General features: G+C 60.9%; 34 protein-coding genes. 28 read left to right on the forward strand and 6 right to left on the reverse strand.

The window, feature by feature from the left end; translation table 11 throughout:
* Positions 1-4 precede the first annotated feature (4 nt).
* The 17 genes from D5400_RS12475 to D5400_RS21715 all read left to right on the forward strand — a co-directional run bounded on the left by D5400_RS12475 (position 5) and on the right by D5400_RS21715 (position 10,518).
* The gene (locus D5400_RS12475; RefSeq protein WP_245451285.1) at positions 5-463 is read left to right on the forward strand and encodes an HNH endonuclease; all 459 of its coding nucleotides are present in this window, start codon (positions 5-7) and stop codon (positions 461-463) included.
* Between the two features lie 120 nt (positions 464-583).
* Positions 584-715 (forward strand): hypothetical protein, encoded by a 132-nt coding sequence (locus tag D5400_RS21710; RefSeq protein WP_280987445.1) that lies wholly within the window; start codon positions 584-586, stop codon positions 713-715.
* Positions 716-793: 78 nt separating this feature from the next.
* Positions 794-1,285 carry a hypothetical protein gene (locus D5400_RS12485; RefSeq protein WP_126010313.1) on the forward strand — a complete coding sequence of 164 codons (492 nt, stop codon included), beginning with the start codon at positions 794-796 and terminating at the stop codon, positions 1,283-1,285.
* Positions 1,272-2,987: a terminase TerL endonuclease subunit gene (locus tag D5400_RS12490; RefSeq protein WP_126010314.1), complete on the forward strand. Its 1,716-nt coding sequence runs from the start codon at positions 1,272-1,274 to the stop codon at positions 2,985-2,987. Before D5400_RS12485 ends, D5400_RS12490 begins: the two co-directional genes overlap by 14 nt.
* A gap of 107 nt (positions 2,988-3,094) precedes the next feature.
* Positions 3,095-4,381, forward strand: a complete 1,287-nt coding sequence (locus D5400_RS12495) for a phage portal protein (RefSeq protein ID WP_245451552.1) — start codon at positions 3,095-3,097, stop codon at positions 4,379-4,381.
* Entirely contained in the window at positions 4,378-5,283 is a 906-nt protein-coding gene (locus tag D5400_RS12500) for a S49 family peptidase (RefSeq protein ID WP_126010315.1), read from the forward strand. Before D5400_RS12495 ends, D5400_RS12500 begins: the two co-directional genes overlap by 4 nt.
* A 97-nt stretch (positions 5,284-5,380) precedes the next feature.
* A complete protein-coding gene (locus tag D5400_RS12505) occupies positions 5,381-6,673 on the forward strand; it encodes a phage major capsid protein (protein WP_126010316.1) in 1,293 nt (430 codons plus the stop codon).
* Positions 6,674-6,748: 75 nt separating this feature from the next.
* Positions 6,749-7,162, forward strand: a complete 414-nt coding sequence (locus D5400_RS12510; RefSeq protein ID WP_126010317.1) for a hypothetical protein — start codon at positions 6,749-6,751, stop codon at positions 7,160-7,162.
* 54 nt (positions 7,163-7,216) lie between these two features.
* A complete protein-coding gene (locus D5400_RS12515) occupies positions 7,217-7,555 on the forward strand; it encodes a hypothetical protein (protein WP_126010318.1) in 339 nt (112 codons plus the stop codon).
* Between the two features lie 3 nt (positions 7,556-7,558).
* Positions 7,559-8,119 (forward strand): head-tail connector protein, encoded by a 561-nt coding sequence (locus D5400_RS12520; RefSeq protein WP_126010319.1) that lies wholly within the window; start codon positions 7,559-7,561, stop codon positions 8,117-8,119.
* 9 nt (positions 8,120-8,128) lie between these two features.
* On the forward strand, positions 8,129-8,317 hold the full coding sequence (locus D5400_RS12525) for a hypothetical protein (protein WP_126010320.1): 189 nt from the start codon (positions 8,129-8,131) through the stop codon (positions 8,315-8,317).
* Positions 8,304-8,654: a head-tail adaptor protein gene (locus tag D5400_RS12530; RefSeq protein WP_164527880.1), complete on the forward strand. Its 351-nt coding sequence runs from the start codon at positions 8,304-8,306 to the stop codon at positions 8,652-8,654. The genes D5400_RS12525 and D5400_RS12530 overlap by 14 nt, the downstream gene beginning before the upstream one ends.
* A complete protein-coding gene (locus D5400_RS12535) occupies positions 8,615-9,079 on the forward strand; it encodes an HK97-gp10 family putative phage morphogenesis protein (RefSeq protein ID WP_245451286.1) in 465 nt (154 codons plus the stop codon). The genes D5400_RS12530 and D5400_RS12535 overlap by 40 nt, the downstream gene beginning before the upstream one ends.
* Positions 9,076-9,480: a DUF3168 domain-containing protein gene (locus D5400_RS12540; RefSeq protein ID WP_126010322.1), complete on the forward strand. Its 405-nt coding sequence runs from the start codon at positions 9,076-9,078 to the stop codon at positions 9,478-9,480. Before D5400_RS12535 ends, D5400_RS12540 begins: the two co-directional genes overlap by 4 nt.
* A 20-nt stretch (positions 9,481-9,500) precedes the next feature.
* On the forward strand, positions 9,501-9,953 hold the full coding sequence (locus D5400_RS12545) for a phage tail tube protein (protein WP_126010323.1): 453 nt from the start codon (positions 9,501-9,503) through the stop codon (positions 9,951-9,953).
* The gene (locus tag D5400_RS12550) at positions 9,950-10,333 is read left to right on the forward strand and encodes a gene transfer agent family protein (protein ID WP_126010324.1); all 384 of its coding nucleotides are present in this window, start codon (positions 9,950-9,952) and stop codon (positions 10,331-10,333) included. The genes D5400_RS12545 and D5400_RS12550 overlap by 4 nt, the downstream gene beginning before the upstream one ends.
* A 62-nt stretch (positions 10,334-10,395) precedes the next feature.
* Complete coding sequence (locus D5400_RS21715) at positions 10,396-10,518, forward strand: hypothetical protein (RefSeq protein WP_280987446.1); 123 nt, start codon at positions 10,396-10,398, stop codon at positions 10,516-10,518.
* On the opposite strand, the gene D5400_RS12555 is transcribed toward D5400_RS21715, so the two are convergent.
* Positions 10,515-11,030 (reverse strand): hypothetical protein, encoded by a 516-nt coding sequence (locus tag D5400_RS12555; protein ID WP_126010325.1) that lies wholly within the window; start codon positions 11,028-11,030, stop codon positions 10,515-10,517. The two genes, D5400_RS21715 and D5400_RS12555, sit on opposite strands and share 4 nt — an antisense overlap.
* 47 nt (positions 11,031-11,077) lie before the next feature.
* On the opposite strand from D5400_RS12555, the gene D5400_RS12560 reads away from it, so the two are divergent.
* The gene (locus tag D5400_RS12560) at positions 11,078-13,492 is read left to right on the forward strand and encodes a tape measure protein (protein WP_126010326.1); all 2,415 of its coding nucleotides are present in this window, start codon (positions 11,078-11,080) and stop codon (positions 13,490-13,492) included.
* Entirely contained in the window at positions 13,492-14,142 is a 651-nt protein-coding gene (locus tag D5400_RS12565; protein ID WP_126010327.1) for a hypothetical protein, read from the forward strand. Before D5400_RS12560 ends, D5400_RS12565 begins: the two co-directional genes overlap by 1 nt.
* 7 nt (positions 14,143-14,149) lie before the next feature.
* On the opposite strand, the gene D5400_RS21170 is transcribed toward D5400_RS12565, so the two are convergent.
* On the reverse strand, positions 14,150-14,326 hold the full coding sequence (locus D5400_RS21170; RefSeq protein WP_164527881.1) for a hypothetical protein: 177 nt from the start codon (positions 14,324-14,326) through the stop codon (positions 14,150-14,152).
* Positions 14,327-14,377: 51 nt separating this feature from the next.
* Here D5400_RS21170 and D5400_RS12570 point away from each other — a divergent pair, with 51 nt between their 5' ends.
* From D5400_RS12570 to D5400_RS12595, 6 genes are read left to right on the forward strand one after another with little or no spacing between them, the layout of a single operon-like run.
* A complete protein-coding gene (locus D5400_RS12570; RefSeq protein ID WP_126010328.1) occupies positions 14,378-14,635 on the forward strand; it encodes a hypothetical protein in 258 nt (85 codons plus the stop codon).
* Positions 14,632-15,222, forward strand: a complete 591-nt coding sequence (locus D5400_RS12575; protein ID WP_126010329.1) for a DUF2163 domain-containing protein — start codon at positions 14,632-14,634, stop codon at positions 15,220-15,222. The genes D5400_RS12570 and D5400_RS12575 overlap by 4 nt, the downstream gene beginning before the upstream one ends.
* Positions 15,215-15,613 carry a DUF6950 family protein gene (locus tag D5400_RS12580; protein ID WP_245451287.1) on the forward strand — a complete coding sequence of 133 codons (399 nt, stop codon included), beginning with the start codon at positions 15,215-15,217 and terminating at the stop codon, positions 15,611-15,613. The genes D5400_RS12575 and D5400_RS12580 overlap by 8 nt, the downstream gene beginning before the upstream one ends.
* A 17-nt stretch (positions 15,614-15,630) precedes the next feature.
* Positions 15,631-20,652 (forward strand): hypothetical protein, encoded by a 5,022-nt coding sequence (locus D5400_RS12585; RefSeq protein ID WP_126010331.1) that lies wholly within the window; start codon positions 15,631-15,633, stop codon positions 20,650-20,652.
* A gap of 48 nt (positions 20,653-20,700) precedes the next feature.
* Positions 20,701-20,943, forward strand: a complete 243-nt coding sequence (locus D5400_RS12590) for a hypothetical protein (RefSeq protein WP_126010332.1) — start codon at positions 20,701-20,703, stop codon at positions 20,941-20,943.
* A gap of 30 nt (positions 20,944-20,973) precedes the next feature.
* On the forward strand, positions 20,974-21,219 hold the full coding sequence (locus D5400_RS12595) for a hypothetical protein (protein ID WP_126010333.1): 246 nt from the start codon (positions 20,974-20,976) through the stop codon (positions 21,217-21,219).
* 337 nt (positions 21,220-21,556) lie between these two features.
* Here the strand turns inward: D5400_RS12595 and D5400_RS12600 are convergent, their stop codons facing one another.
* Positions 21,557-21,772 carry a hypothetical protein gene (locus tag D5400_RS12600; RefSeq protein WP_126010334.1) on the reverse strand — a complete coding sequence of 72 codons (216 nt, stop codon included), beginning with the start codon at positions 21,770-21,772 and terminating at the stop codon, positions 21,557-21,559.
* Between the two features lie 143 nt (positions 21,773-21,915).
* On the opposite strand from D5400_RS12600, the gene D5400_RS12605 reads away from it, so the two are divergent.
* From D5400_RS12605 to D5400_RS12615, 3 genes are read left to right on the forward strand one after another with little or no spacing between them, the layout of a single operon-like run.
* Entirely contained in the window at positions 21,916-23,079 is a 1,164-nt protein-coding gene (locus tag D5400_RS12605) for an N-acetylmuramidase domain-containing protein (RefSeq protein ID WP_126010335.1), read from the forward strand.
* A complete protein-coding gene (locus D5400_RS12610) occupies positions 23,079-23,549 on the forward strand; it encodes a hypothetical protein (RefSeq protein ID WP_126010336.1) in 471 nt (156 codons plus the stop codon). The genes D5400_RS12605 and D5400_RS12610 overlap by 1 nt, the downstream gene beginning before the upstream one ends.
* Complete coding sequence (locus D5400_RS12615; protein ID WP_126010337.1) at positions 23,534-23,839, forward strand: hypothetical protein; 306 nt, start codon at positions 23,534-23,536, stop codon at positions 23,837-23,839. Before D5400_RS12610 ends, D5400_RS12615 begins: the two co-directional genes overlap by 16 nt.
* A 294-nt stretch (positions 23,840-24,133) precedes the next feature.
* Here the strand turns inward: D5400_RS12615 and D5400_RS12620 are convergent, their stop codons facing one another.
* The 3 genes from D5400_RS12620 to D5400_RS12630 form a co-directional block, all read right to left on the reverse strand.
* On the reverse strand, positions 24,134-24,379 hold the full coding sequence (locus D5400_RS12620) for a hypothetical protein (protein WP_126010338.1): 246 nt from the start codon (positions 24,377-24,379) through the stop codon (positions 24,134-24,136).
* Between the two features lie 86 nt (positions 24,380-24,465).
* Complete coding sequence (locus D5400_RS12625; RefSeq protein WP_126010339.1) at positions 24,466-25,227, reverse strand: Crp/Fnr family transcriptional regulator; 762 nt, start codon at positions 25,225-25,227, stop codon at positions 24,466-24,468.
* 61 nt (positions 25,228-25,288) lie between these two features.
* Positions 25,289-25,540 (reverse strand): DUF6894 family protein, encoded by a 252-nt coding sequence (locus tag D5400_RS12630; protein WP_126010340.1) that lies wholly within the window; start codon positions 25,538-25,540, stop codon positions 25,289-25,291.
* Between the last annotated feature and the right edge of the window lie 190 nt (positions 25,541-25,730).

Here is a 25,730-nt window from a genome sequence, read left to right on the forward strand (position 1 = left end):
CTTCTTGCTGGAGCGTTGGATCGCATTTCCACTACGATTTGAGGGGCAAATCGTTCCATCCGAAAATTCTGATCTTTCATCTTTCTTAGGGCTGAAGCGGATGGGAAGGCTGAAAGCAGTGAAGCCACGCGTTGCGGCTTTGCCTCCACGTATCGGCCATGCCGCCGGCGATGAGCAGGCTCGGCACCGTGAGCGTGATGCGACGATCGGCTGGCGCGCCTGGTATAAGACAGCACGCTGGCAAAAGCTGCGGCTGAAGATCCTGCAGCGCGATCTCTACACCTGCCAGAAAACAGGCGTGCTGCTCAGCGGCAAGCACCCGGCACCCAACAGCCCGGTGGTCGACCACAAGCGGGCTCATCGTGGCGACGAGCGGTTGTTCTGGGATGAGGACAATCTGCACGCGGTGAGCAAGGCGTATCACGACAGCGAGAAGCAGGCCGAAGAGCGGCGGAGAGGCTGACATGCAGATCGGCATGATCGAAGGCGCAACCGGATCATCGGCAAGTGCCAAGGCTACCTCGGCCTCCCACTTCGCGACGAGCTTATTGCCTGCACGGTCAATGGCGAAGGCACGTCATCCATGGTGACGGCATGGCAGCCGACGCCCGACGAGCTTGAGCGGCTCAACGCCGGCGCATCGGTGCACCTCCGCGTGCTCGGGGTCGCGCACCCGCCGGTCATGGTCGAGGTCGGACCGGCGCCTGCCGACTGACTTCAAGGGGGGGTGGGTCGAAAGTCTGGAACCCGTCGGCGGCTAGACCCGCGTCCCCCGCATTCAGGGATTTTTTTTATGTCCAATGAAGTTTTGGACCTGTTTGGCAACCCTTGGGTGGACAAGCCTCGTCGTCGCGGCAGGCCTCGTCATGAGGTGTCTGAAAAAACTCGTAAGAGAGTCAGCATGTTAGTTGCCCTCGGATGGGGCAATCAGCGGATCGCGGACACGATCGGCATCACTTTGCCGACGCTGCACAAGTATTATTTTTATGAGGTCGGCCAGCGGCAGACGGCGCGTGATCAGCTCGAAGCCCGGCGCCTGGAGCTGGTGTGGCAGTTGGCCGAAGCCGGAAATGTCGGTGCTCACCGCGAGTTTGCCCGCCTGCTGGAACGCAACGACCGCATGGAAAGTGAACGCGAACTTGGTTCACAGCCGAACCGTTCCGTTGTGCCTGCTGCCACTGATCGGCTTGGCAAAAAGGCGCTCAACATGCAGCTCGCCATGGACGCTGATGCGGATCTGATGGCCGAGCTGGAAGAGGAAGCTTCGCAGAATGCCCGGCACTGAAGAGGAGCTGCCTCGCTTCTCATGCCCTGACTGGTGGGACAAGATCCAAGCGGGTCAGACGCCGATGGCTGACGTTCCCTTAAATGAGGCGAGGGCGGCTAAGGCGCTCGCATTCTTCAACCGCTTGCGCCTGCCTGACGTACCAGGCACGCCCCCGCTCTCGGAGGCCTGCGGCGAGTGGTTTCGAGAAATCCTGTGTGCGTTTCTCGCCAGCGAAGATCCGGAGACCAAGCAGCGGCTCGTCTGGGAGCTTCTTTGCATGGTCCCGAAGAAGAACTCGAAGACGACTTATGTCGCAGCGCTGGGGCTGACAGCCTTATTCATGGAAGAGGCGCCAAACCGGCAAATGCTGCTGGTCGCACCAAGCCAGAACATCTCTGAGCGGTGCTTTGCCCAGGCGCAGGGCATGATCCGTCTCGACGATCGTCTGCAAAAGATATTCTCGCTTCAGGATCATCTGAAGTGCATCACGCGCAAGAAGACGGGCACAAAGCTCGACGTCAAAACCTTCGATACGTCAATCGTGACGGGCGAAATCCCCGTTCTGACCATCATCGACGAGCTCCATGAGCTCGGCAAGAAGGCCAAGGCCGCAGCCGTCATGCAGCAAATCCGCGGTGGCGGTATCACCATGCAGGGCGGCCAGGTTCTGATGATCACAACGCAATCGGATGAGGCGCCGGCCGGCATATGGCGAACCGAACTGGACAAGGCGCGCAAGATCCGTGACGGCAAGGGCGGTAAGGCTCCGATCCTTCTGCCCGTGCTCTATGAGTATCCAGTCGAGCAACAGCGCGATCAGAGCTACTGGCGGGATGTGGCCAACTGGAAATGCCTGCTGCCAAATCTGGGCCGCTCCATCAGTCGCCAACGCCTTGTCGAAGACTATGAGAATAACGGCTCGGCCTCAAAGGAAACCGAGCAAATCTGGGCGTCTCAGCACCTCAACATCGAGATCGGCGTCGGCCTTGCCGGGGACGGTTGGTCGGGCGCACCTCACTGGGATCAGTGTCTCGACCCGAAATTGAAGCGTCTCGACGATGTTTTGAGGCGCTCCGAGGTGTGCACGATAGGCATCGACTGGGGCGGTGCTGACGACCTGGCCGCCCTCTACGTTATCGGACGTGAGACTACATCCAAGCGTTGGCTTGGCTGGGGGCAGGCGTGGGCAAGACCTTCGGTCTTCGAGCGAAGAAAAGGGATCGCTCACCATCTCCGCGAATTCGAAGAGTGCGGCGATCTGATCGTGGCGCAATCAGGTGAGGAGCAGGCCGCATCGGCTGCGGCCATCTGTCGAAGGGTTGCTGATGAAGGACTGCTGCCGGAGGCGGGCGGCATCGGCCTCGACAGCGCAGGCGTAGCGCTCCTTATCGATGCTCTGGAGGATGTCGACCTGGATCAACCAATGATCCAGTCGGTCCCACAGGGTTGGAAACTTCAGACCGCCATCTCTTCCGTCCCACTGAAGCTTGAAGATCGGCGCTTTCTTCATGGAGGCCAGCCGATCATGGCCTGGTCTGCCGGCAATGCGAAACAGACGCTGCGCGGCGGCAATTACGTCGTGACGAAGGAAGTTTCCGGCGCAGCGAAAATCGACCCGCTGATGGCGATGTTCAATGCCTCGATGCTGATGTTCGCGAACCCCGCAGCAATCGGCCCTTCAGTCTACGAGTCGCGCGGCATTCTGGAGATTTCAATCTGATGAACATCCGACGAATGCTCACATCCGCCGTGTTCGGTAGTGACGTTGCAGCCACGGTTTATGGCTCTCCAGATCCCGTAAGCAGTCCAGGTGGGTGGCTTGTGCGCATGATCGGCGGCGGGAAGACCAATTCCGGCGTTGCGGTCTCCGAGTTCTCGGCGCTGCGGCTGCCCGTCGTCTATGCCTGCGTCAATCGCATCTCCAACCCAATCGCTCTGTTCCCGCTCAAGATGTATCGAACCCGCCCCCAGGGCGGAAAGGAACTGGTGCAACAGGGCACCGGGCGCGGTCAGCATCCTTTCGCTTCCCGCATCGGGGTGCGCCCGAACGACTTGATGTCGTCTCGAACTGTTCGCAAGACTTGCCAGGCGCATGCCCTTCTCTGGGGCAACGGTTATGTCGAGATCGAGCGGAACGGGCGAAATCAGGGGCTTGGCCTTTACCCGCTGTTGCCGGATCGCACTGCGCCGGTACGCGAAAATGGCGATCACTGGTTTCGCACGACGATAGACGGTCGACGCCACGATCTGGATCCCGACAACGTCATTCACATCATGGATCAGAGCCAAGACGGCTTTGTCGGGATCTCGCAGATTGCGATGGCCCGGGAGGCCGTGGCCATGGGGTTGGCTATGGAGACGTTCGGGGCAAAGTTCTTTGCCAACGAAGCCAAGAGCGGCGGCTTTCTCATGCATCCAGGTCGGCTCGGCCCTAATGCTCAGCGAAATCTGACCAAACCCAACGGTGAGAAGGTCAGCAATCCGGAAAATCCAGCGAGCCGCCTCGATGATCAGGGTGGACTGGAGAATGCGCACCGCATCAAAGTCCTGGAAGAGGGCATGAAGTTCGTCCAGACGACGATCCCGCCTGAGGATGCGCAGTTTCTGGGAAGCCGGGAATTTCAGATCGCTGAGATCGCACGCATCTTCGATGTGCCGCTGATCCTGCTGCAGAGCCACGAAAAGACAACATCGTGGGGTTCTGGCATCGAGCAACTGATGATCGGCTTTATTCGCAGCACCGTCGAGCCATGGGTCGATGCTTGGGAGCAGGAGCTCAACTGGAAGCTCTTCACCGATGAGGAGAAAGAGCAGGGGTTCTACGTCAAGTTCAACATGAACGCCCTTTTGCGAGGGGACATGAAAACGCGGGCCGACTTCTATCAGAAGATCTTCAGCGTCGGTGGATTCTCGCCAAACAGGATTCTGCAGCTCGAGGATGAAGATCCCATCGGACCTGAAGGCGATGAGCATTTCGTGCCGGCGAACATGACGACGCTTCGCCGTGCCTCTGATCCCAATTTCCAACCAGATCCGAATGCGCCATCGGCCTTGCGTGAAGACGACCCGGACGAAATTGAAGCCGATGCCCGGGCAGAAAGGGACGCAGCATGAGGTACGCACACATTCTCTTGGCGGTCGCCTCGGAGATCTGGGCGATCGACGAATTCAAACTCGACCAGATTGTGTCGTTCCTGGCGCTTCAGGCATCCGGCGAGAAGCTGTCGGCAGAGGAACTGCGGGCTCGGGTCGCGCGCCAGTCAGAACGTGACGTCGAACGTCGCCAAGGGGCAGTTGCTATCCTTCCGCTGCGCGGCGTCATCGCCAACCGCATGAATATGATGTCCGACATCTCAGGTGGCACCAGCAGCGAGGCGTTCGGCCGGATGTTCTCGGCCGCGGTCAACGATCCAAAGGTCAGTGCGATCGTGCTCGATGTGGACAGCCCTGGCGGCGCTGTGTCCGGCACAGACGAGCTTTCTAGCCTCATTTTTGCTGCGCGCGGCACGAAACCTATCGTTGCGCACGTCAATGCGCAGGCAGCCAGTGCTGCCTATTGGATTGCCACTGCAGCTGACGAGATGGTTCTCACTCCATCAGCTGAAGTCGGATCAATCGGCGTACTTGGTGTTCACAACGACATCAGCGCGGCGCTGGAAAAGGCGGGAATCAAGCGGACAATGATGACGGCCGGCCGGTACAAGGCCGAAATGGCGCCATCTGAACCTCTCTCTCAGGATGCAATGGCATATCAGCAGCAACGCATTGACGCGCATTATCAGAGCTTCGTCGGGGCGGTTGCTCGTAACCGTGGTGTGGATGCTGCGGCTGTAAGAGAAGGCTTCGGCGAAGGCCGCATGGTCTCGGCGGCCGATGCTGTCGCAATCGGCATGGCAGACCGCATTGCCACGCTCGACGAAGTGCTCGCCGGCCTCGGCGCCGTCGATCAGGCGCCCGCGACGGCTAAGCGGGCTTTTGCCCCACAGCGCGCCAAGCGCGCGCTCGCTCTCGACTGACCAACCATCCGTCCATCGACGGCTAGTTTCGCGCTCCGGGGGCCGGCTCGGGCGATGCGAAGTCGTATCCGGCTATTCAGCACAGAAGGAGAAATTCATGCTGAAGCTACTCCGAGAAAAGCGCGCGAAGCTCGTTGCCGAGATGCGCTCCATCATCCAGGCGGCTGAAGCCGAAGATCGCGACCTCACTGCCGAAGAACAGGCAACGTTCGATGAGGCAGAGGCGGCAAAAAGCAGTCTGGACGCACGCATCTTGCGTCTTGAGGGCGTGGAGGCTTCGGAGACCGCGCTGGACGCCATCGTCCCGGCAGCCTCGCGTCAGGCAGGCATCGTTCGACCCCCTGCGCCGGAAGCGCGCCGCGAATTCGAAAGCGTCGGCGAGTTCCTGAGTGCGGTTCGCTTCCATCCCAATGATCAGCGCCTCAACTTCGTCGAGGGCGTCGGCGCCGAGCACGATGAGAATGGCCTTGCGGCCGAATTCCGAATGGACAACGACCGGCAGGGCGGGTTCATGGTGCCGCCGCAGCTGCGCCAGACAATCATGAGCGTTGAACCGCAGGATGCAATGGTTCGCCCGCGCGCCAACGTCATTCCGGCTGGCTCGCCTCCGGATGCTGGTATCACAATGCCGGCGCTTGATCAGAGTGGCGATAACCCCGGCAACGTGCACGGGGGCATGACGTTTCAGTGGATCGAAGAGGGCGGTGAAAAGCCCGAAACCGACGCTGAGCTGCGGGGCGTCACGCTGACGCCGCATGAAATCGCTGGCTTCGTCACGGTTACCGACAAGCTTCTGCGCAACTGGCAGGCCTCGGCCTCCTTCATCGAAGGATTGATGCGCGGCGGCGTCTCAGCTGCTGAAGATTACGCATTCTTGCGTGGCAATGGAACGACGCAGCCGCTGGGTGCGCTTAACGCACCGGTGCTTAAACTGGTCAATCGACAGGGCGCAAACCAGGTGTCCTACATCGATCTGGCCAACATGGTGGCGGTGCTGCTGATGCGTGGCGGCAATCCAGTCTGGTCGATCCCGCAGGCGGCCTTGCCTCAGATCGCGCAGCTCAAAGATCCTGCTGGCAATTACATTTTCATCCCGAATGCACGCGAAGGCTTTGCCGGCACGCTGCTTGGCTATCCGCTGCGCTGGAACAATCGAGCACCCGGCCTCGGTCAGCGTGGCGACATCCTGCTGGCGGATTGGAGCTACTACCTGATCAAGGATGGTTCCGGCCCGTTCGTTGCCGCGTCCGAGCACGTCAAGTTCACTTCGAATAAGACGGTCATCAAGATCTTCTGGAACGTCGACGGCGCTCCATGGATGCACGCACCGTTCAAGGAAGAGAACGGCTACGAGGTCTCGCCCTTCGTCGCCCTCGACGTTCCCGCCTGATCCTGACCTTGCCAAACCGGCCGCCTGAAAGGCGACCGGTCTCCTTCCCATCCATTTCTCTTCAAGGAGATCACCATGCGTGACTTCGCAAGCCATATCAGCGCTCGCCGCGCCATTGCCCCAGCCGCCGCTGTCACTGACAATACGCCGCTGGTTTCCGAAATCATCGATCTATCCGGCTTTGGTCAGGCGATGTTTGTAATCGCGATCGGCGCGCTCGCCACCGCTGCTGCAACATTCACCGTGCTCGTCGAGCATGGCGACGATCCCGCGCTTACTGACGCCGAAGCCGTGCCGGACAGTCAGCTGACCGGTTCCGAGGCCGAAGCCAGCTTTGACGGCAACGACGACAACGAAACCCGCAAGATCGGCTATGTCGGTCCAAAGCAGTTTGTTCGGCTGACGATCACTCCGGCGAACAATGCCGGCGCGGCCAATGTCTCCGCCGTGGCGCTGCTTGGAACACCTCGCTACTGGCCCGCCGCATAAGCCCCGCCAGCCTGGGCGGGTCGTCCAGGCAACCGCAAACGGAGAAACTGACAGATGAAAAACCCGTTCACCGTGCTGGAAGCTTGCGTCGATCGCCGCTCTGGCAAACGTTATCGCGCCGCCGAAATCTTCGATCCGGCGCCAAGTGTGACCCAGGCCAAGCGGCTCGTGGCGGCTGGCTGTCTCGCCGAAAGCGCCATCGAAGCTGCCGAAAAGGCGGAGATCGAGGGTGCCGCAGTTTCGCGCGATCAACTCAATAATGACGAGCTCTTCGATCGTACGGTCGATGAACTGAAGAAGCTGGCCGACGACGAAAAAATCGACCTCGGTGAAGCAACAAAGAAAGCTGACATCGTCGCCGCAATCCGCGCAGCCCGCGGCGTAGGCGCCTGATCCATGTCTGTCCATGTCGTCACGCCGCCATCGCCAGTCGTCACCACCGACGAGATCGCCAAACACCTCGGCGATCTTCCTGCTGAGGATGTGCCCTATGCGGCGACACTGATCGCGGCGGCGACGGCATGGATTGACGGTCCCGGGGGTTGGGTTGGTCGTGCAATCGGCGTTCAATTGCTGGAGGCGCGACTATCTGAGTGGCCCTGCCAGGGTGAACTGCTTCCGTGCCCGCCGCTGGTTGAGGTCGAGAGCATTGAATATGTCGACGCCGCAGGCGTGACGCGAAATGGTGGGTCGGAACTGTTGGAGAATCTGACGCGGCCAAAACTTCGCGGCAGGGATGGCGATCTCCGCATCCGCTATTGGGCGGGATATGGCAGCCGCGACCCAGACGATGCCGACAAGTGGGTCTCAGCAGCGCCGGCGCCGATCAAGGTCGCGATCATGATGCTTGTGGCCCAGTGGTACAACACACGAGAGGCGACCGTTGTTGGTGGTTCGCCTTCAGAGATGCCCTTCGCGGTCGACGCGCTACTGCAGCCTTTCCGGATCTATCGATAGGAGGCCACGATGGCACGCGTGAGGTTCACGAAGGATTTCGACTACAAGCCGCAGCCGAGTGTCACGATCGCTTACAGGGGCGGGCGTGAGTATACGGTGCGGCGAGAATGTGCCGACCAGGCGATCGCGCTCGGTCGCGGTGACGAGGTTTTGTCTCGCGCGCCTTCGGCCTTGGATGCAGGCGATGCCGAGCAATAGCATCAGCGCCGGAGATCTGAAGCATCGGGTGGCGTTCGACAAGCGGGCGCAGGTCGATGACGGCTTCGGGAACAAGCAGGCTGCCTTCCAGGAGGAGTTTTCCTGCCGGGCCGCTTTTCGGCATCGTGGCGGTTCCGAGACGGTTATGGCAGCGCGCCTTGAAGGGCGGCATGTGCTCGGCGTCTATGTGCGTTCATCCGAAAACACGCGAAATATCGGGTCAGACTGGCGGATGCGGGACGTGCGGACGGGCGTCGTCTACGCGATCGACGTCGTGGACGCTGTGACGGATCGCCAATGGGTCTATCTGACGGTCGAGAGCGGCTCGCCGGCATGACGGTCAAGATCCTCAACCGGGCGCGGCTGGAACGGAAGCTAAGGGCCATGTCGGCCAATGCCAAGCGCGAGATCCGCGCCGCGCTGGAAGTGAGTGCTGCCGAGATCGTGGCGCTTGCAAAATCGCTTGTTCCAGTTGGCGACACCGGAGAGCTGCGCGATTCGATCGGCTGGACTTGGGGCCGCGCGCCTAAGGGCAGCATGACGCTTGGACGCGTTGCGGCTGACAGCCTCGGCGCCGATCTCACGATCACGATATATGCCGGCAACAGCGAGGCGTTTTATGCCCGATGGGTTGAGTTCGGCACGGAGAAGGCTGCGGCCCAACCCTATTTCTATCCAGCCTATCGCGCTCTGCGCCGGCGTGTTCGCAGTCGGACCCGGCGCGCGGTCAACAAGGCTGGCAAAGAGGCAGCGAAAGCATGACGGACCCGGTTCTGGAATTGCAGGGTGCGATCGTCGCCCGCCTCATGGCCGATCCTGCAGTCACCAGTCTCGTCGGGGACCGCGTCTTCGACAATGTGCCGGCGGGTGCCTTCTATCCCTATGTCAGCATGGGACCGAGCGACGCACTCTCGGACGATGTCGACTGCATCACCGGCTTCGATATCGCGTTCCAGATCGATGCCTGGTCGGATGCGGTCGGCTTTCCCGAAGTGCGGCGCGTGGCTGACGCGGTCCGGCGCGCGCTCCTGGCTTCCGACCTCTCGCTTGCCGAGAACGCACTCGTCACTTTCGAGCATCGTCAGACGCGCGTGATGCGTGATCGCAACGGCCTCACTTCGCATGCGGCGATTACGTTCACCGCCTTCGCGGAACAACCCTGAGCACAACGGAGATCCAGGCAATGTCTCAACCCACCACGACAAAGGGGGGACGCTTTCGCGTGCTCCTCGGTGCCGGCAGCGCACCCATCGTCTATGCCGCGCCATGCGGCTTTCTCTCCAAGTCTCTGACCATGACAAAAGGTCTGGAGGATGTGCAACTCCCGGACTGCGAAGATCCCGACAAGGTGCCGTGGCTCGGACGCGATGCCACCAGCCTTGGCATGACGATCTCCGGCGAGGGCGTCCTCGCCTCGGAATCAGTCGAGACCTGGCTCGACGCCTGGGAAAGCACCGACTCGGTTCCGGTCAAGGTCGAGATCGAGTTTCCGGCCAAGACCATCACCTGGACGGGTTACATGCAGGTGGCGACGCTGACGACGGGGCACCCGACCGCGCAGGGCCGTGTCACCAATCAGGTCGAAATGTCGAGCGATGGCGAGATGGTTCGCACCGTCACGCCGGCGGCGCCATGAGCCGCAGCGCGACTGTCGAGCTCACCTGGGCGGATGGTGATTACACCTTCCGCCTCGGATGGGGCGAGCTGGTACGGCTTCAGGAAGCCTGCGACGCTGGGCCGTATTTCGTGCTGGGCCGCCTGCAGGACGGCACCTGGCGGATGCAGGACATCTCCGAAACGCTTCGCCTCGGCCTGATCGGCGGCGGCAAGGCGCCCGCCGATGCGACGAAGCTCGTCAAGGCTTGGGTGCAGGATCGTCCGCCCATGGAAAACCTCGCCTTTGCCCAGGGTGTCCTCGGAGCGGCCCTGATGGGGTCGTCGGACGAAACGCCGGGGGAGATCGGGGCGGGAAATCTGACGGACAGCACCTCGACGCTCTCCCAAGAGGCAAGCTGAGATTTTCCGCCATCTACGGCAATGGGCAAGTGATGGGCTTCTCGCCGCAGGACGTGAATGCCATGTCGGTTTTCGAGTACATGGCGGCGCTCGACGGGTTCATCAAAGCGACCGGTCAGGCCGACAAGGCGCTGAGCGACCGTGAGAAGGATGAGCTTTGGGAATGGGTGCAGGATGAGCCTTAGCTACTTGAATTTCGAAGTTCCCAAAGACGGACCATCTCGTCATAGGCATTCCGAGCGCCAGACAGAGTGGTCGTCTCGTTATAAACGTTACAATACGGCCACGGTCGGTCTTTCTGACGAACCAGTCGTTGACCGTTGATCACCGCCTCAATGCGTTGCGGCATCGAAAGCTGGTCTATTCGCCTACCGTCAACAGCAATCTTAGTCGGTACTTCATCGCAAATTTCCGTATCTAGCGCCCTGTTTTCGGTCATTCGCGGCCCGTTATGATCGATTTCGAAGATGGTAGCGACGCCGATCGACATCCCCAGATCGCTGGTGCTGAAATCCGAAACCATCGCCCAGCACTTAGCTCTGGAAGTTTCCTCGCCATATGCATTGACTTGGTCATCTTGGCAGCCGGTCTGCCATTTTTCACGCTGCCAATTGGATGTTTCCGCTGGGTTTGGCGGCGTGGCTTGGCACCCGACCATCATTAGCACCGCTATCGTAAGACCAGACCGCCGTTTCATTTTCCGTCCCCTCGCTCACTAATTCATCCAAGCGGAAGAATTCACACATGGCAACCGACCTTGAACGCCTCGTGGTGCAGCTTTCGGCTGACGTAAAGTCTTACGAGCGGGCGATGGCCCGGGCACAGGGCGTGACGAACCGCGAATTCAACGCGATCGAGCGTCGCGCCCGAAAGCTCAACAGCAATCTCAATGGCATCGCTCTGCGGACGGCCCAATCTTTCATCGCTCCGCTTGCGGGAATAGGTGCTGCGCTCGGAACACAACAGATTGCCGCTTACGCCGATGAGTGGACCGAGGCTGGGAACAAGATCCGCGCTGCGGCGACGTCGGTCGGCGTGCAAGCTCGCTCGCTTGACCAGTTGAAGGAAGGCGCAAACGACGCGCGCGCCGAGCTCTCCTCCTATGTGGATCTTTATGCCCGGCTCATCCGCTCGGCCTCTGGCGTCGCCAAAAGCGAGCAGGAAATTGCCGATGCGACCAACATCGTCGCCAAAGCCTTCAAGGCGGGCGGTGCTTCTGCCAGCGAGCAGGCATCGGGCATTCTGCAGCTTGGCCAGGCGCTTGGATCTGGCGTTCTACAGGGCGACGAGCTGCGATCGCTGCGCGAGAACGCTCCGATCCTCGCACAGGCGATCGCGACGGAATTCGGCGTGACGATCGCGCAGCTAAAGGATCTCGGCGCCGAGGGCGAACTGGTGTCGTCGCGCGTGTTCCGAGCGATCATCAATGCGCAGGGTCAAATCGAAGCGCAGTTCAAGCAAACGAACATGACAATCCGCGACGCCTTGACCGAGGTGAACAACGAGTTCCTGGCCTATGTCGGCAATGCCGACGAGAGCGCCGGCGCCTCGGCGCGCCTCGTCGCCGCATTCCAGACGCTCGCCGACAATTTCGAGGGCGTTGCGGACACCGTCGTCACCTTCGCCGGCATCCTGATCGGTGCGCTCACCGGCCGGGCGCTGGTTGGTGTCGTCGCTGGCCTGGGCAATGCCGTTGTCGCGTTGGGGGCGTTCCTCACTGCCGTGCGAACTGGCACGGCGGCGACCCTCACATTCCGTGCAGCTCTCGGCCCGATCGGCCTCATTGCCGGCGCTGCGGCGGCTGCGGTCTATCTCTTCAGCGACAGCATGACCGACGCCGACCGGAGCGCGAAAACGCATGCGGGAACCGTCAACGAGCTGAAGTTCCAAATTGAAAATCTCGATTACGCGAATGCGGAAGCCGTCGCATCCACCAGGTCGAAGATTGCGGCCGACATCGAGGCCGCCAAGACGGCTTTGACGCGCGCGAAGGCAGAACGCGAGTTGGCGGCATCGATCGCCGCTGGGAATGTCGGCAGCGTGGTTCCCATCCCTGGTCTATCGCCCGAGCAGCAAGCAGCGAATACCGCGGCTGGCGTGGCCGACGATCCGATTACGAAAGATCGGCAAGCCTATATCGACCAGCTGGAGGTGCAGCTGAGCGAGCTCGATGATTTGAACCGGCAGCTGGACGATTATGCGAGCGGTCGAGCGAAACCCACGCGCGCCGACGTGAACTTCGGCAACGGCGCGAGCGACGCGACTGGCCGCGCCGGCGGCTCTGGCAAAAGTGACACGGACTATTTTCAGCGTGAGATCGAACAGATCCGCGAGCGCCGCGATGCGATCGTCGTTGAAACCGAAGCGATGCGCGGCCTCAATCCGCTGATCGACGATTATGGCTTCACGCTGGAATATGCCCGGGCGAAGCAAGAGCTGCTGGCCGCGGCGAAGCGTGAAAATCTTCAGATCACGCCGGAGCTGGCTGGGACTATCGAGGCACTGGCGGCCAGCTATGCCGCCGCCTCGGCCGACGCGAACCGGCTGGCCGAAAGCCAGGATGAAGCGCGACGTCGGGCAGAAGAGATGAACGAGCTCGGCAAGGATGTGCTTGGCGGTTTCATCTCCGACATGCAGCGCGGCACATCGGCCACCGAGGCGCTGGCCAACGCTCTCGACAAGGTGGCCACGAAGCTTCTGGATTCGGGCCTCGACGCGCTCTTCGGTACGGGTGGAGGTTCGGGTGGCGGGCTGCTCTCCAGCATTCTCGGTGGCTTTGGCGGCGGTGGCCGGACGTTCCAATCGACAACGACCTATGGCCAGTTCATCGGCGCGATCCCACGTCGTGCCGCCGGCGGTCCCGTGCAAAAGGGTCGACCCTACATCGTCGGCGAGAAGCGCGAAGAGCTGTTCGTGCCCGATCAGAGCGGCAGGATCCTGCCCTCTGTTCCACAGATGCCGGATCTGCGCGCGTTGGCAGGCTCCGCCAAAGGCGATCGGCCTTCACCGGCGCAGGTGAACGTCGAAGTCTTCGTCAGGGATGACGGGACGCTCGGTGCGATCGCGCGGCAGGCCGGCGGCGAAGCGGCCGATGTGCGTATTCGACAGTATGACGGGGCGCGCAAGAAGCTTTACCAGGCCGGCGGGGATTTCGGCTGATGGCGACGATCATCGATGTGCCCTGCGGCGTCGGCCTCACATCGCCGCGCTTCGATCCGGTGCGCCCGCAGAACGTTGCCCGCATGGAGGGGCGTTTTACCGAGCGCGACGTTTTCGCAACGCCGTACTGGGTCGCGGACTATGTCTCGCCGACCACGCGGCTCGCGCATATCGGCGAGCTGGACGCCTTCTTCATGGCGATTGAAGACGGCGCATTCGCGCGCTGTTTCGATATGACGAGGCCTCGGCCGCTTGAATATCTGAGAGGCGCTCTTTCCGGCGTCCGTGCAGGAGGTGGCGCTTTCAATGGTACGGCGACGCTGAGCGCGATCGTCAATAGCCGTACCCTGACAATCACCGGATTGCCGGCCAATTGGCAGCTGAGGGCAGGCGATTACCTGGAGGTGCGCCAATCGCCAACGGTTCTGTCGCTTCACCGCGTGGCAGCTGATGCGAAGGCAAGCGCCGGCGGTCTGGTGACCGTGCAGATCCGGTTCGCGCTCGATCTCCAGAACTTTTCGACGGCTGCTCTCATCAACTTCGAGAAGCCCTCGTTCCTCGGCCAGATCGATCCTGGGAGCTATCAAGCCGCGCGGCGCCGTGGCGATCGCGGTGTGTCCTTCTCGGTGCAGGAGGTATTTCCAGGATGATCGCAGGTCACTTCAGGCCGTACTGTTCCTTGAGATAAGCGACGACGTCCTCAAGCGTATCATGAGGTCCAAGGCGTCCGGATATTCCGCCCCCTTCGTGCAGCACCTCGACGCGCCACCCATTGGGCTGCTTGTGCATCACAACGCGCGAACCGTCTTTTACTGAAATCTGTTCCTCAGCCATGTCGCCCTCCTTTGGATCGGGCGATCGAACCACAATGCCTAGGAGAGCGCAATGCAGCACGCGAGCTACGAAATCGGCACTCGACGCGATGAGAAAACGGGGGAGCCGCTGTTTTTGGTCGACAAGAAGCGACTGGGCACGGTGGCAGAAGTTAAGGCGCTGATCCAGACCTTCGAAACGTCATGCCGTAGTCTGTCGGCTCCGTATGACCCCGACCGTCCAGCGACCATCGGTGACATAGATGCGGCTCTTGACGCTTTCCACGTTAGAAACCGCAAGGTTCTGATGGGCGGCGGAAATCGCCCATGAGCCTCGATCCCGCCATCGAAGATGCGCTTGAGGGTGGCCAGTTGGGCCGGTTCGACCTGATCCGGTTCGATCTGCCCGGCAAGTCGGTCGGCTATCATCGTGGAGCCCGGCCGCTTCTCTTCAACGGCGTGACCTACCAGCCCAACAAGTGGCTGGAGATGGGCGAGCTGTCGGGCGAACTGGGCGTCGCGGTCACGTCGCGTACCATCGTTTTCTCCGGCGTTCCGACAGAGAATGCGGACGACGCGATCGCGGCGCTGGAAAGCTACGACTACACGAACGCACCGGTGATCATCTCGCATCTGGCCGTCGACATCGAAAGCGGCGAGGTGCTCGGCCTTCTCGCGTCCTCGATCTATGAGATCAACGAGGTCAGCTACGAACAGGGGGCTGCCGGGGCCGACGGCGCGCGCAGCCTGACGGTCTCGATCGAGCTGGAGCCACCCGGGCGTTCGGCACGCGGGCAGACGAGCGTGAAGCGCAGTCCAGCCGAACAGCAGTTCGACAACGATCCGAACGATACGTCGCTCGAATATGTCGCCACCAGCACGCGCTGGCCGGAGCGCTGGGGGCAGCAGGGTGGCTAGCCGGTTCGAGATCGTCAGCAAGACGCTGCGACCGCTGCTGGCGGAGCCCTACGCCTACGGGACGGCCGATTGCTTCATCACGGCACTGGCCGTGGCCGATGCCATCGGCGGAACCGAGATCGCAAAGATTTATCGCGGCCGCTACCGGACGAAGACGGGGGCAGGGCGGCTGCTCAAACGCCTCGGGCATTCGAGCCTGGTGCCACTCCTCGACACGCACTTCCAGCGCTGCGCGCCGGCCGAAGCCCGTGTCGGTGACATCGCCGTCGTGCTGGCTGAGGATGGCGAGCATCTCGCCGTCTGCGCCGGCCAGGCTTTCATCGTGAAGACCGAACGCGGCCGCCGGGACTTCCCGGTCTCGGCCTGCATCGCCGCCTACCGGGCCGGCTGATCCAAGCGGACATCTGAATGGCAATCTTTTCTGCGATTGGTGGCGTCATCGCCACCAGCGTCCTCGGCTTGGCTGCGGGCACGTCGGCCTTTGCGATCGCATCCGCCACCATCGGCGGAGCTTTGGCTTTCGGGGCGAAGACGCTCGTCAACGGCTATCTGAACCGTCGCAAGTCGCGCAACTACAGTGCCGTCCAAGGCGAGGTCGAGCTTGGCAGCAACGTGCCGGCATCTACCGTCTACGGTATCGGTAAGGTCAAGGGCCACCGGATCTACTACGCCAAGTGGGGAGCGGGCGATAAGTCCAACACTGACGTGTTCGTTCTCGCCAATGGCTGGTGCGACGGGCTCGAGCCTTATGTGTATTTCTACGGCCAGAAGCACGCGCTTTTCGACAATGCCATCATCGGCAACGAAGTGCGCAACTTCGGCGTCGTCGGGTTCGAGAACCTCGTTTCGATCCGCTTTTATGACGGTCGGCCCGGCCAGCTCGCCGATCAGCGCCTCGTCGACTTCACGGCCAATCTCGGCAACCCGTGGAAAACGACATCGGTCTGCACGGGGCTCACCTATGTCGTCGTCGAGCGCTTCTATGACGAAAAGTTCGGGAATGGCCGACCCGACTGGGAATTCGTTCTGCGCGGTCTGCGCGAATACGATCCACGCCATGACAGCACGGTCGCCGGCGGCGAGGGTCCCCAGCGCCTCGACGATCCCGCGACATGGGTCCACACGCAGAACCCGGCCGTTCACCGCCTGAACTATCAGCTCGGCGTGCGTGGCCGGGTCTCCAATCGGACGATCATCGGCGAGGGCAAGAGCCTCGGGCAGCTGGATCTCGCGTCCTATTTCGCGTCGATGAACGTCTGCGACACGCCGATCGACGGCAAGCCGACCTATCAGGCGTCGCTCATCGTGACGGCCGACGACGATCACACCGAGGTGCTGAAAGAGTTCGACGACGCGATGGCAGGCTATGCCCTCAACCGTCGCGGTCTATCTGGTGTAATCGCTGGCGCGCCACAGATCCCGGTGCTGGAGATCACGGCCGACGATATCGACATGGGTCGGGCCAAGCAGATCAAGCGCCGCAAGTCGGCATTCGAGCTCTACAACCACATCTCCGGGCAGTTCACCTCGATCGAGGATCAGTGGAACCCGGCCAGCCTCAAGCCAATCTATGTGAATGCCGACATCGCCGCCGATGGCCGGTCGCGCCAAACTGCCAACGATCTGCTTCAGATCACAGATCCGGATATCGCGCAGCGCGTGAATTCCATCCGGTATCGACAGCAGCGCCTCGGCGGCAAGTACACGGTGCCGGTATCGCGTCGCGTCGGCCTCAAGGTGCAGGAAGGCCAGTGGGTCGAAAGCGAAGGGCTGGAATGGCTGATCGTCGGCTGGAACTGCGACACGCAGTTTCGGTTTACGCTGGATCTCGCTGAGACGAGCGCCTCGGTCTATTCGGATGCCGGTATCGAACCCGGCCCGATCGTGGTGCCGTCGGTGCCACCGGTCAATCCGTCGCTCGTTTCGACGGTGCAGAACTTCAATGTCATTGCCGGCTTCGAAGCGGGTGAGGATGGGCTGAGGGTGCCGGCGCTGATCTTCACCTGGGATCCGCCGGAAGATCCTTCGATCACGCAGGTGCGGTTCGAATACGTGATTGATCCTGTCGGCGAGATCCAGCGCGACGCCATGGATGCGCCCGAGACGGGCTACTACCGCACGACGAAGAATGTCGTCTCCAGCGAGATCTATTCGGCCCGCGCGACGATCACGACGGTTCCGGATCGCGTCAAGACATTCACGCCGTGGAAGCTTTCTGCGGCTCGGACCAGCGATCGGATCGCGACGGTGCTCAACGGCGCCATCAATGAGCTGAAGCTTGCCGATCGCGCGGTTTCCTCGGCGAAGATCCAGGTGGCGGCCGTCATCCAGGAACTGATCGCTTCGAATGCCGTGGTGGCATCGAAGATCGCGGATCTCGCCATCACGCAGCAGAAGGTCGCGGACAACGCGATCAGCGTGAACAAGATCCTGAACGGTGCGGTGACCGCCGCGAAGATCCAGGATGCCGCGATTACACTGACGAAGTTCGCGTCCGGCCTTCGCCCGGTCGAGAACTTCACTGGGAGCCTGCCTGCGACCGGAAACAGTGAGGGCCGGGTCGGGACGCTCAATGGCCAGCTTTACCGCTTCACCGGCGGTGTCTGGACGAAAGAAGTCGAGGCCGTCGACATCAGCGGCGAACTGGTCAGCGCCCAGATCGCAAACAGCGCCGTCACCCAAGCGAAGATCGTGGCGGCGGCCATCGATGCGAGCCGGCTTCAGAACAATGCCGTCACCGAGCTGAAGCTCGCAGCCGATGCCGTGACGGCTGCGAAACTGGCGACCGGCGCGGTGCTGACCGACAAGTTGGCCGACAATGCCGTCGTGCTTGCCAAGCTCGCGTCCAATTCCGTAGATGCCGCCAAGCTGGTCAACGGCGCGGTCACACAGCTGAAAATCGCGCTGAATTCGATCAACTCGGACCGGATCGTCGACGGCACCATCATCGAAACGAAGATCGCCGGGAATGCTGTAACGACGGGCAAGATCGCGGCCAACTCCGTCACATCGGCAGAGATCGCCACCAATGCCGTCGTCGCCGGGAAGATCGCCGCCGGGGCAGTGACCGCGATCGCGATCGTGGCCGGCGCAGTGACCGCCGACGCCGTTGCTGCCAATGCGATCACGACCGCGAAGATCGCGGTTGCAGCGGTCACAGCGAATGAATTGGCCGTCGGCTCGGTCATTGCGGGCAAGATCGCAGCCAACGCGGTGACGACTGCGTCGATCGCGGCGGGTGCGGTGACCGCGAATGAGATCGCTGCCAATGCTGTCGTGGCGGGCAAAATCGCGGCCGACAGCGTTTCGACCCGCGAAATCGTGGTGTCTGACACGGAAAATCTGGTTCCCGACAGTTCGCTGGAAAACACGTCGTCCTGGTCGTTCAGCGCCGAGATCAACTTCACTCAGAATTCAAACGTCTCGAACTTCAAGAATCCGTGGGTCGCTCGTTTCAATCCCGGCGGCGGAACGGGCTATGCGGCCTTTATCTCCAAGCGCTTTCCTGTCGAGAGCGGCAAGGAGTATCAGCAGATTTGCGACCTGTGGCGCGCGGCTGCTGGCACCTCGACAGCGTGGATCCGGTTCAACTGGTATGACGCCTATGGTGCTCAAGTCGGGGCAGGCTACTCGACGACGTTCAGCGGGTCGGTTCCGGCCGGTGTCACACGTTACGAGTCGACGCTCGTGCCGCCGGCCACGGCAGCGTATGCGACTTTCGCGGTCTACTTCCTCCGGCAGGATACGACGGCCCAGACCAACATCGTCTACATCGGCGCCTTCCGCCGCAAGGAAGGAAACCTGATCGTCGACGGTGCGATCATCGCGGACAAGCTCGCGGCGAATGCCGTTATCGCCTCGAAGATCGCCACCAATGCGGTCACCGCCGACAAGATTGCCGCCAATGCGATTGTCGCGGGCAAGATCGCCGCGAACGCTGTGACGACGGCCACGATCGCCGCTGGAGCGGTAACGGCAACCGAGATTGCCGCAAGCGCCATCACCGCAGCCAAGATGGCAATCGGGTTCGGTGGGAACTTCTATTACAACACCGACTTCTCGCAGGGTGCAGACCACTGGCTGCTCAATGCCGCAAGCAGCGTCGGTGCTCAAAGCAGTTTGTCAAAAAGGTCACCCGCCGCAGACTGGGGCCGCCCGACCGGCACGCTTCAGGTCTTCCAGAACGGCACCGCGACAGACGGGTATGCCGACATCACGGCGAACCGGCCCAACGATGGCAACGGTACGTCGGGGTCGGCCAACCAACGGTTCCCGGTAAAGCCTGGAGCAACCTACGAGCTATCCGCTTACGTCTCGCTTCATCGCTGCAACGCGCAGTTCTATCTGCAATGGTACGACGCTGCGGGAAACTCCTTGAGCGCACCGAATACTGGGTTGCTGCCTGAAGGTTCGTCCGACAGCAACGCGCCTGATGCCTGGCCTCGCTATGGGGTTCGTGCTGTTGCGCCGGCGAACGCCGTGTCGGTGCGTCCGCTGCTGCGCAAATGGGGGACGCTGTCGTCGACGAACAGCTTCATGTTCCTTCACAAGCCGATGATCTCGGAAGTTCCAGCCGGTGCCACAGAGCTGACGCCTTACACGCCCGGCGGCGGCACGATGGTCGACAGCAACGGCATCGTCACCAATGCCGTCACCGCCGACAAGATCCTTGCGGCCTCGATCATTGCCGGCAAGATCGCCACCAATGCCGTGACAACGACGACGATCGCGGCTGGTGCCGTCTCGGCCAATGAGCTGGCGGCGAACTCAGTCATCGCCGCCAAGGTGGCTGCCGGGGCGATCCTGGCAGCGAGCATCGGGGCCAATGCCGTCACCGCCGATAAGATCGCTGCCAATGCCGTGACGGCCGACAAGATCCTCGCGGGGTCGGTCACTGCTGCGAAGATCAGTGTCGGCAGCCTGGCGGCCATCAGCGCCGTCCTCGGCAATGTCGATATCTCGAATGCCAACATCGGCTCGCTGATCGTCGGTGAGAGCAATATCGGCTTCAAGTCGATGACCGAGCCGGCTGCGATATCGAATGCGGGTTCTTACTCGGGTCTGAGCCGCAACTATACAACTGTCGCAACATTGAACACGCCGAAGCTCGTCGGTGGCTTCGTCCAGGTCGATGGGTCCTTCACACTCTCGACAAACGGCGCAACAAGCAGCCGCGCCAATATCCAGGCTCGAATTTTTCGTGTCGACACAGGGCAAGAGATTTGGGTGAGCCAGCTTTATACACTGCAAGGTCAGAACCAAGGACCGAACAGCGCCAACGTCTCGATAGTCCGCGATTTTGCGATGGACACAGGGGAGAGCCCTGGATCATCGGGTCAGTACGTCCTTCAAGTCCTCAACTCCAACATGGGCGGCACAGCGACGGCAAGCTGGAGCCTCGTGGGCAAGCTGCTGCTCTGGAAGAAGTGAGCCCTGCCGCTCGCCAACCACTCACCCTCGAAAATCAAAGGATCTCTGATGTCTGACAAGACAAAGCAGCCGGCTGCCAACACGGCAGTCGTCGATGAACTGCAGCGCGTGATCGCGGCCAAGGATCAGGAGCTGGCGACCACCTATGCGCTGATCAACCACTACAAGCGCCGGGTCGACGATCTCGACGTCAAGCTGATCGAGACCGCGATGCAGCTGCACCGCACGCAGCAGGCCATCGGCACGGTCGACCAGGGCGGCGATACGCCGGCGGAAACCACCACCCACTGACGCGACGCGTCCGCAACAGGAGATGAGACCATGGAAACGAAGACTTACCGCGTGAAGATGACGGACGGCAGCGAAGTCGAACTTGCGAACGTCGTGAAGGCGAGGGCGGATGGCTCCGGCCGCCATTTTGAGATGGCCGATGGCGACGTCATTTCGTTCAATGACGGGCAAACACTCTGGGCGATCCCGACCTCGGCGACGGTGACGCAGCCGGCACCGGTAATAACGGAACCTGCGGCTGACGAGACCCACCCAGAGCAAGAGCAGTCGACTTAAATCGCTCCACTGCCCGGTCTATCGATCCATTCATGGACAAATTGCCGGAGATGGTGTGGCCGTTGTGACAGGCGGGTCGCGGCCATACTCAGGGGCAGGAAAGCGGCCACGACCCTAGTCCCTCGGGAAAGGGACCTTCACTAGGATGCCAAGCAAATCAGTAGGCCGCAACGAATATACGAGCCGAAAAAGGGCGGAGCAGAGCTGGAGGAGTGTGGGTCGCGGCGTCGAGCTGGGGGGCAAATGAGCGTCCGCGACCCGTGCACCACTCGGGTGCACCGTAGAGCTAGGATGCGAAAGCTAACGAGTCCTTACCGGATGCAGCCGAGTTCTCGCCTTATCCACGACTATCGGAACCGAAGCCGATGCCCATGTGCAGTTCGAGACCAATCTGCGTGCCTGTGTTGTCGAGAAGCCAGCGCACAACCTCGACCTCATAAGTCTTCTCGACGTCGTTGAGCGGCAACACGATCGATTCACCCACGCGCGGGATAGCAGTCCAATCGACACCCATGCCGTCAGGATGGTCAGCGCTATAGATCATCAACTTCAACTGCAATTCCCCTCAAATTTGATGGGCGAAATACCGCATAAACCACTGATTGCAAGGTTCGATCCGGAAGCGTCGATCACCAATCTGTGAACCGCGCAGCGTGCCGACAGCGGCATCCAAACACTCATTTTCTGGAGAACATCATGAGCGACTGGAATTCGTTCCGGGGCGCGGCTCGACGTCTGGATGACATCGATCTGCCGCGCATCGGTCATCGCATCGGTGTGGGCGAAGACGAGTTGCACGCCTTCATGGATGTAGAGGCGGCCGGATCGGGCTTCGATCGGCAGGGCAGGCCGAAGATGCTATTCGAGCCGCATGTCTTCTATCGCAATCTGACGCCGGCCAAGCGGACAAAGGCGGTCAAGGCTGGCCTCGCCTATACCCGCTGGGGCGAGAAGCCCTATCCGAGCGACAGCTATCCACGGTTGGTTGAGGCGATGGCGATCGACGAGACGGCCGCGCTCAAAGCGGCTTCGTGGGGCCTCGGCCAGATCCTTGGCGGGAACTTCGCCATGGTCGGCTACGAAACACCGCAGGACATGGTCTGGGCCTTCATGGAAGACGAAGAGCATCACCTCGAAGCCATCGTCGACTTCCTGATCGACGCGAAGCTCGACGATCACCTGCGTAATCATCGCTGGGAGGATCTGGCGCGCGGCTACAATGGGCCTGGCTATGCCAAGCATAATTATCACGGCCGAATGGCGGCGGCTTATGCCAAGTGGGCGAGGATCCCGGACACGCCCTGGGCGCCGGCCGTCGACGCGCTACCGCCGATCACAGTCAAGATGGTGTCGCCCGGCATGCGGGGCGCGCCGGTGCGAGCTCTCCAGATGCGCCTGCAGCGCCTCGGCCACTATGCCGGCGCGATCGACGGCATCTTCGGACCGATCACCGATGCGGCTCTCAGATCGTTCCAGCGGGCCGCTGGCATCATGGTCGACAGCTATGCCGGACCGCAGACCTTTGCCGCCATCGAAGCGGCGCTCGCACCCGAACCCATCATCGTCAAAGAGGAGGCTGCGATGCCTGCACCTGCACCTATCGGCCACAATGGTGGTCCTACCCTCGAACCGCAGATCTCTCGGCCGATGCCTTCGCCTGTCGAGCAGTCGGCCAAGGCCGTTGGCGCTGGTAAGTGGGCCGCTCTTGGCGGTGCGTTGTGGACTGTCGTCGTTGCGGCCGACATCCTGCCCGGGCAGTTCGCCTCGGCGGAGTTTAACGTCGCTGTTACGACGTTGATCGGCGCCGTTGCCGCCATGGTCGGCGCCTACCGGGCACCGAAGAACGCGGAGCCGGGCTGATGGACGGCCAGAAGGTGAGGCACCATTCTATCCGTGCTTCGATCGAGGGGCTCTGGATCGAATACCTTTATGGCGACGGCTGGCGCCTGGTGGAAATCGTGCTCGGCCTGCAGATCATCGGCCGGGCGATCGCCATCCTCTTTTTCGGCGGCATGACTGCCGGTTACTACGAGACGTTCCCCTTTGTTGATCACGCTCTTGAATGGGGTCTGACCGCCTTCGGGATAGGCGTCGCGCGGATCTCCGGCACGATCATCAACGGGCGCTGGAAGCGGTCACCCCGTCTGCGCTGGGCCTGTGGCGTCGCTGCATTCCTCTACCAGGGCCTGCATTGCTTTTTCTTCTGGCAGATCGGCCTTTCCGTGATTGCGATTGGGTACCTGCTTTGGACTGTCTTCGAAGGCATGGCGATCACTCGCTCCACGATCGACATCGCGCGGAAGAGGAATGAGGGATGCCAGACTGGTTGATTGCACTCTTGAACAACCCTGTCGCTGTAACCGCGCTCGGAGGTGCCATATTCGTTCCGTTCTTCAAGATGCTTGCAGACATCTTCATGCGCAGCGGTCCGAAGCCACCACCTCCCGCCTATGACGTTCGCGATCTGCCTGACCACCCGCTGCTGGTTTCGACGAAGGTGCATCTTGGCGAGCCGGAGCTTGAGCTATTGAAGGATGCGGCGGCACGATCCCGCCGGATGGAACGACAGCTCGATCGGCTTATCGAGAAGGTCGACCATGTGAACGATCGGTTGGATTGACGGACGAGAACTGGAGCCTAGGTTCCTCGGCGCAACCACGGGTTATTGAGCTGAGGCGCTTGTGAACAAAGATTATGTCGATCCGCTTGTCCAAGCGATATCGGAGAGTTGCCAAACTGGGCACGTAAAACGTGCCAACACTGCGCTGCCTCAGTTCAAGCCGGAGGCAGACGTTCCTGATCAGCTGCTGGTTCTTCTGGAGCGTCTGGCCGAAGCTGAGAACGCAAAATAGACCACTGCTGAAGGACAGGCGCCTTCCGACGCAACTGAACCCTCCCGTCGATGGTGTCTCCCTTACAAATCAGAGATCACCCGTCGAAAATCTTTCATCGATCCAGCCATAAGTCTCGAATCTTCACAGACTTTGGCCATCTGGATATTCAAATACGCGTTATGCATAAGGCGAAGGTTGCGCTCCGCTCTCTGGGCAGGCTCTGCTCTGCAGAGTTCGTGCATCAACTCTTTGGCGTGTTGCAGTTCAGCAGGCTCCGGTATGCCCTCACAGGAGGCGAGCGCCAGAAGTTCGTCGGCCATGCCCATCGCAGCATCCTCCTTTGTCGCGTCCATCCAGCTTCGTAGTATTGCAGGTGACTGTGTCGCTGTCACGACTGCGTCGGAGGTGGAAACTATGTGGCAACGAACTGCTGGAATCGTGACGGCATCGGGTTGCCGGGCGCCAGATAGGTCTCATCGAAATCGGCAATATGCGCGAGTCTCTCGAAGTCCAGCACATGGACTTCATGGCGCGACCAAGTGAGCAGGCGGCGCGACCGTAGTTCGGCAAGAATCCGATTGATGTGCACTGTGGATATTCCCAGCATATCGGCCATATCTGCCTGTGTCGCGGGAAACTGAAAGCAATTATTTGGCGCTGCCCCCAATCGCCGAAGGCGTGTGAGCAGTTCGCAAACGAGGTGTGCCATTGCAGCATCCGCTCGTCGTCTGCCGAGGCATGTCATCCAGGTTCTAGCGAGTGCACCATCGAGAACGGTCAGCTGCCACAGCAACCAGGTCAATCTCGGACTATGCGCCATTGTTGAGACCAGTTCATCATGGCGAACAAAGGCAACGCCACATGGCCCGATAGCTATGACGCTATGATCCATCTGTCGCAGATGAAGCGAGTGCAGATCTACGAAATCGCCTGTGACATGTAGCTGGTCGAGTTGTCTGCCGCCATCCGCCAAGTACTGCGCCCGCGCGGCGAAGCCACCGACTATGAAGCAGCTTTCGCCAGGGTGGGTGCCGGATCGAACAATATCATCATTGGCACCAAACTGCTTGAGCCGGAGGTCCAATCCGGCAAGGAGGTCTCGATCCCGTTGATCTAGGGGTTCGAGCCATTCCAGCGAAGCGATGAGAATATCGATCGGTTTTGCCTTACTCACAACTCCCTCCTTTCAGACATGCAAATTAATGCAGAGAAAAGGAGAAAGCTCCCGTGACGTTTTAGCCTTCGATCACATCTTGATGCACCTCGAGAAATTTCCGCGCGATCGAGTTGTCTTGATCATTGCGAACATCAATGCGCAAGCTGCCGCCTCGGCGCTTAGGCATGTCCTCGCGGGCGATATCCAGCAGGGCGATAAGTGCTTCATCGTCAGCAGCTTGTGCGGTGGGGAACAACTGGCCTTCCTGATCGCGATGTACGCCTGCCGCGTCTATGACGTCAAAGAAATACCGTGGCATGGGAATGCTCATGTGTTTCATCCTTCCTGAACACCAACAAGGAGGGCTGGCGAATGTTTCGTTGGAGTTCTCGGATTCTGCCAGATCAGAGAATATTGCTGATTGCCAACCAGGCGGCCCAGGCATTGAGACCTGCAGCAGCGAAAAGCGACAGGATCGGCCGCTGGGCGAACGCTAAGACGGCTAACTTGGCTGGAAAATC

Origin of the sequence: Georhizobium profundi (assembly GCF_003952725.1) — a bacterium.
Classification (GTDB): Bacteria; Pseudomonadota; Alphaproteobacteria; order Rhizobiales; family Rhizobiaceae; genus Georhizobium; species Georhizobium profundi.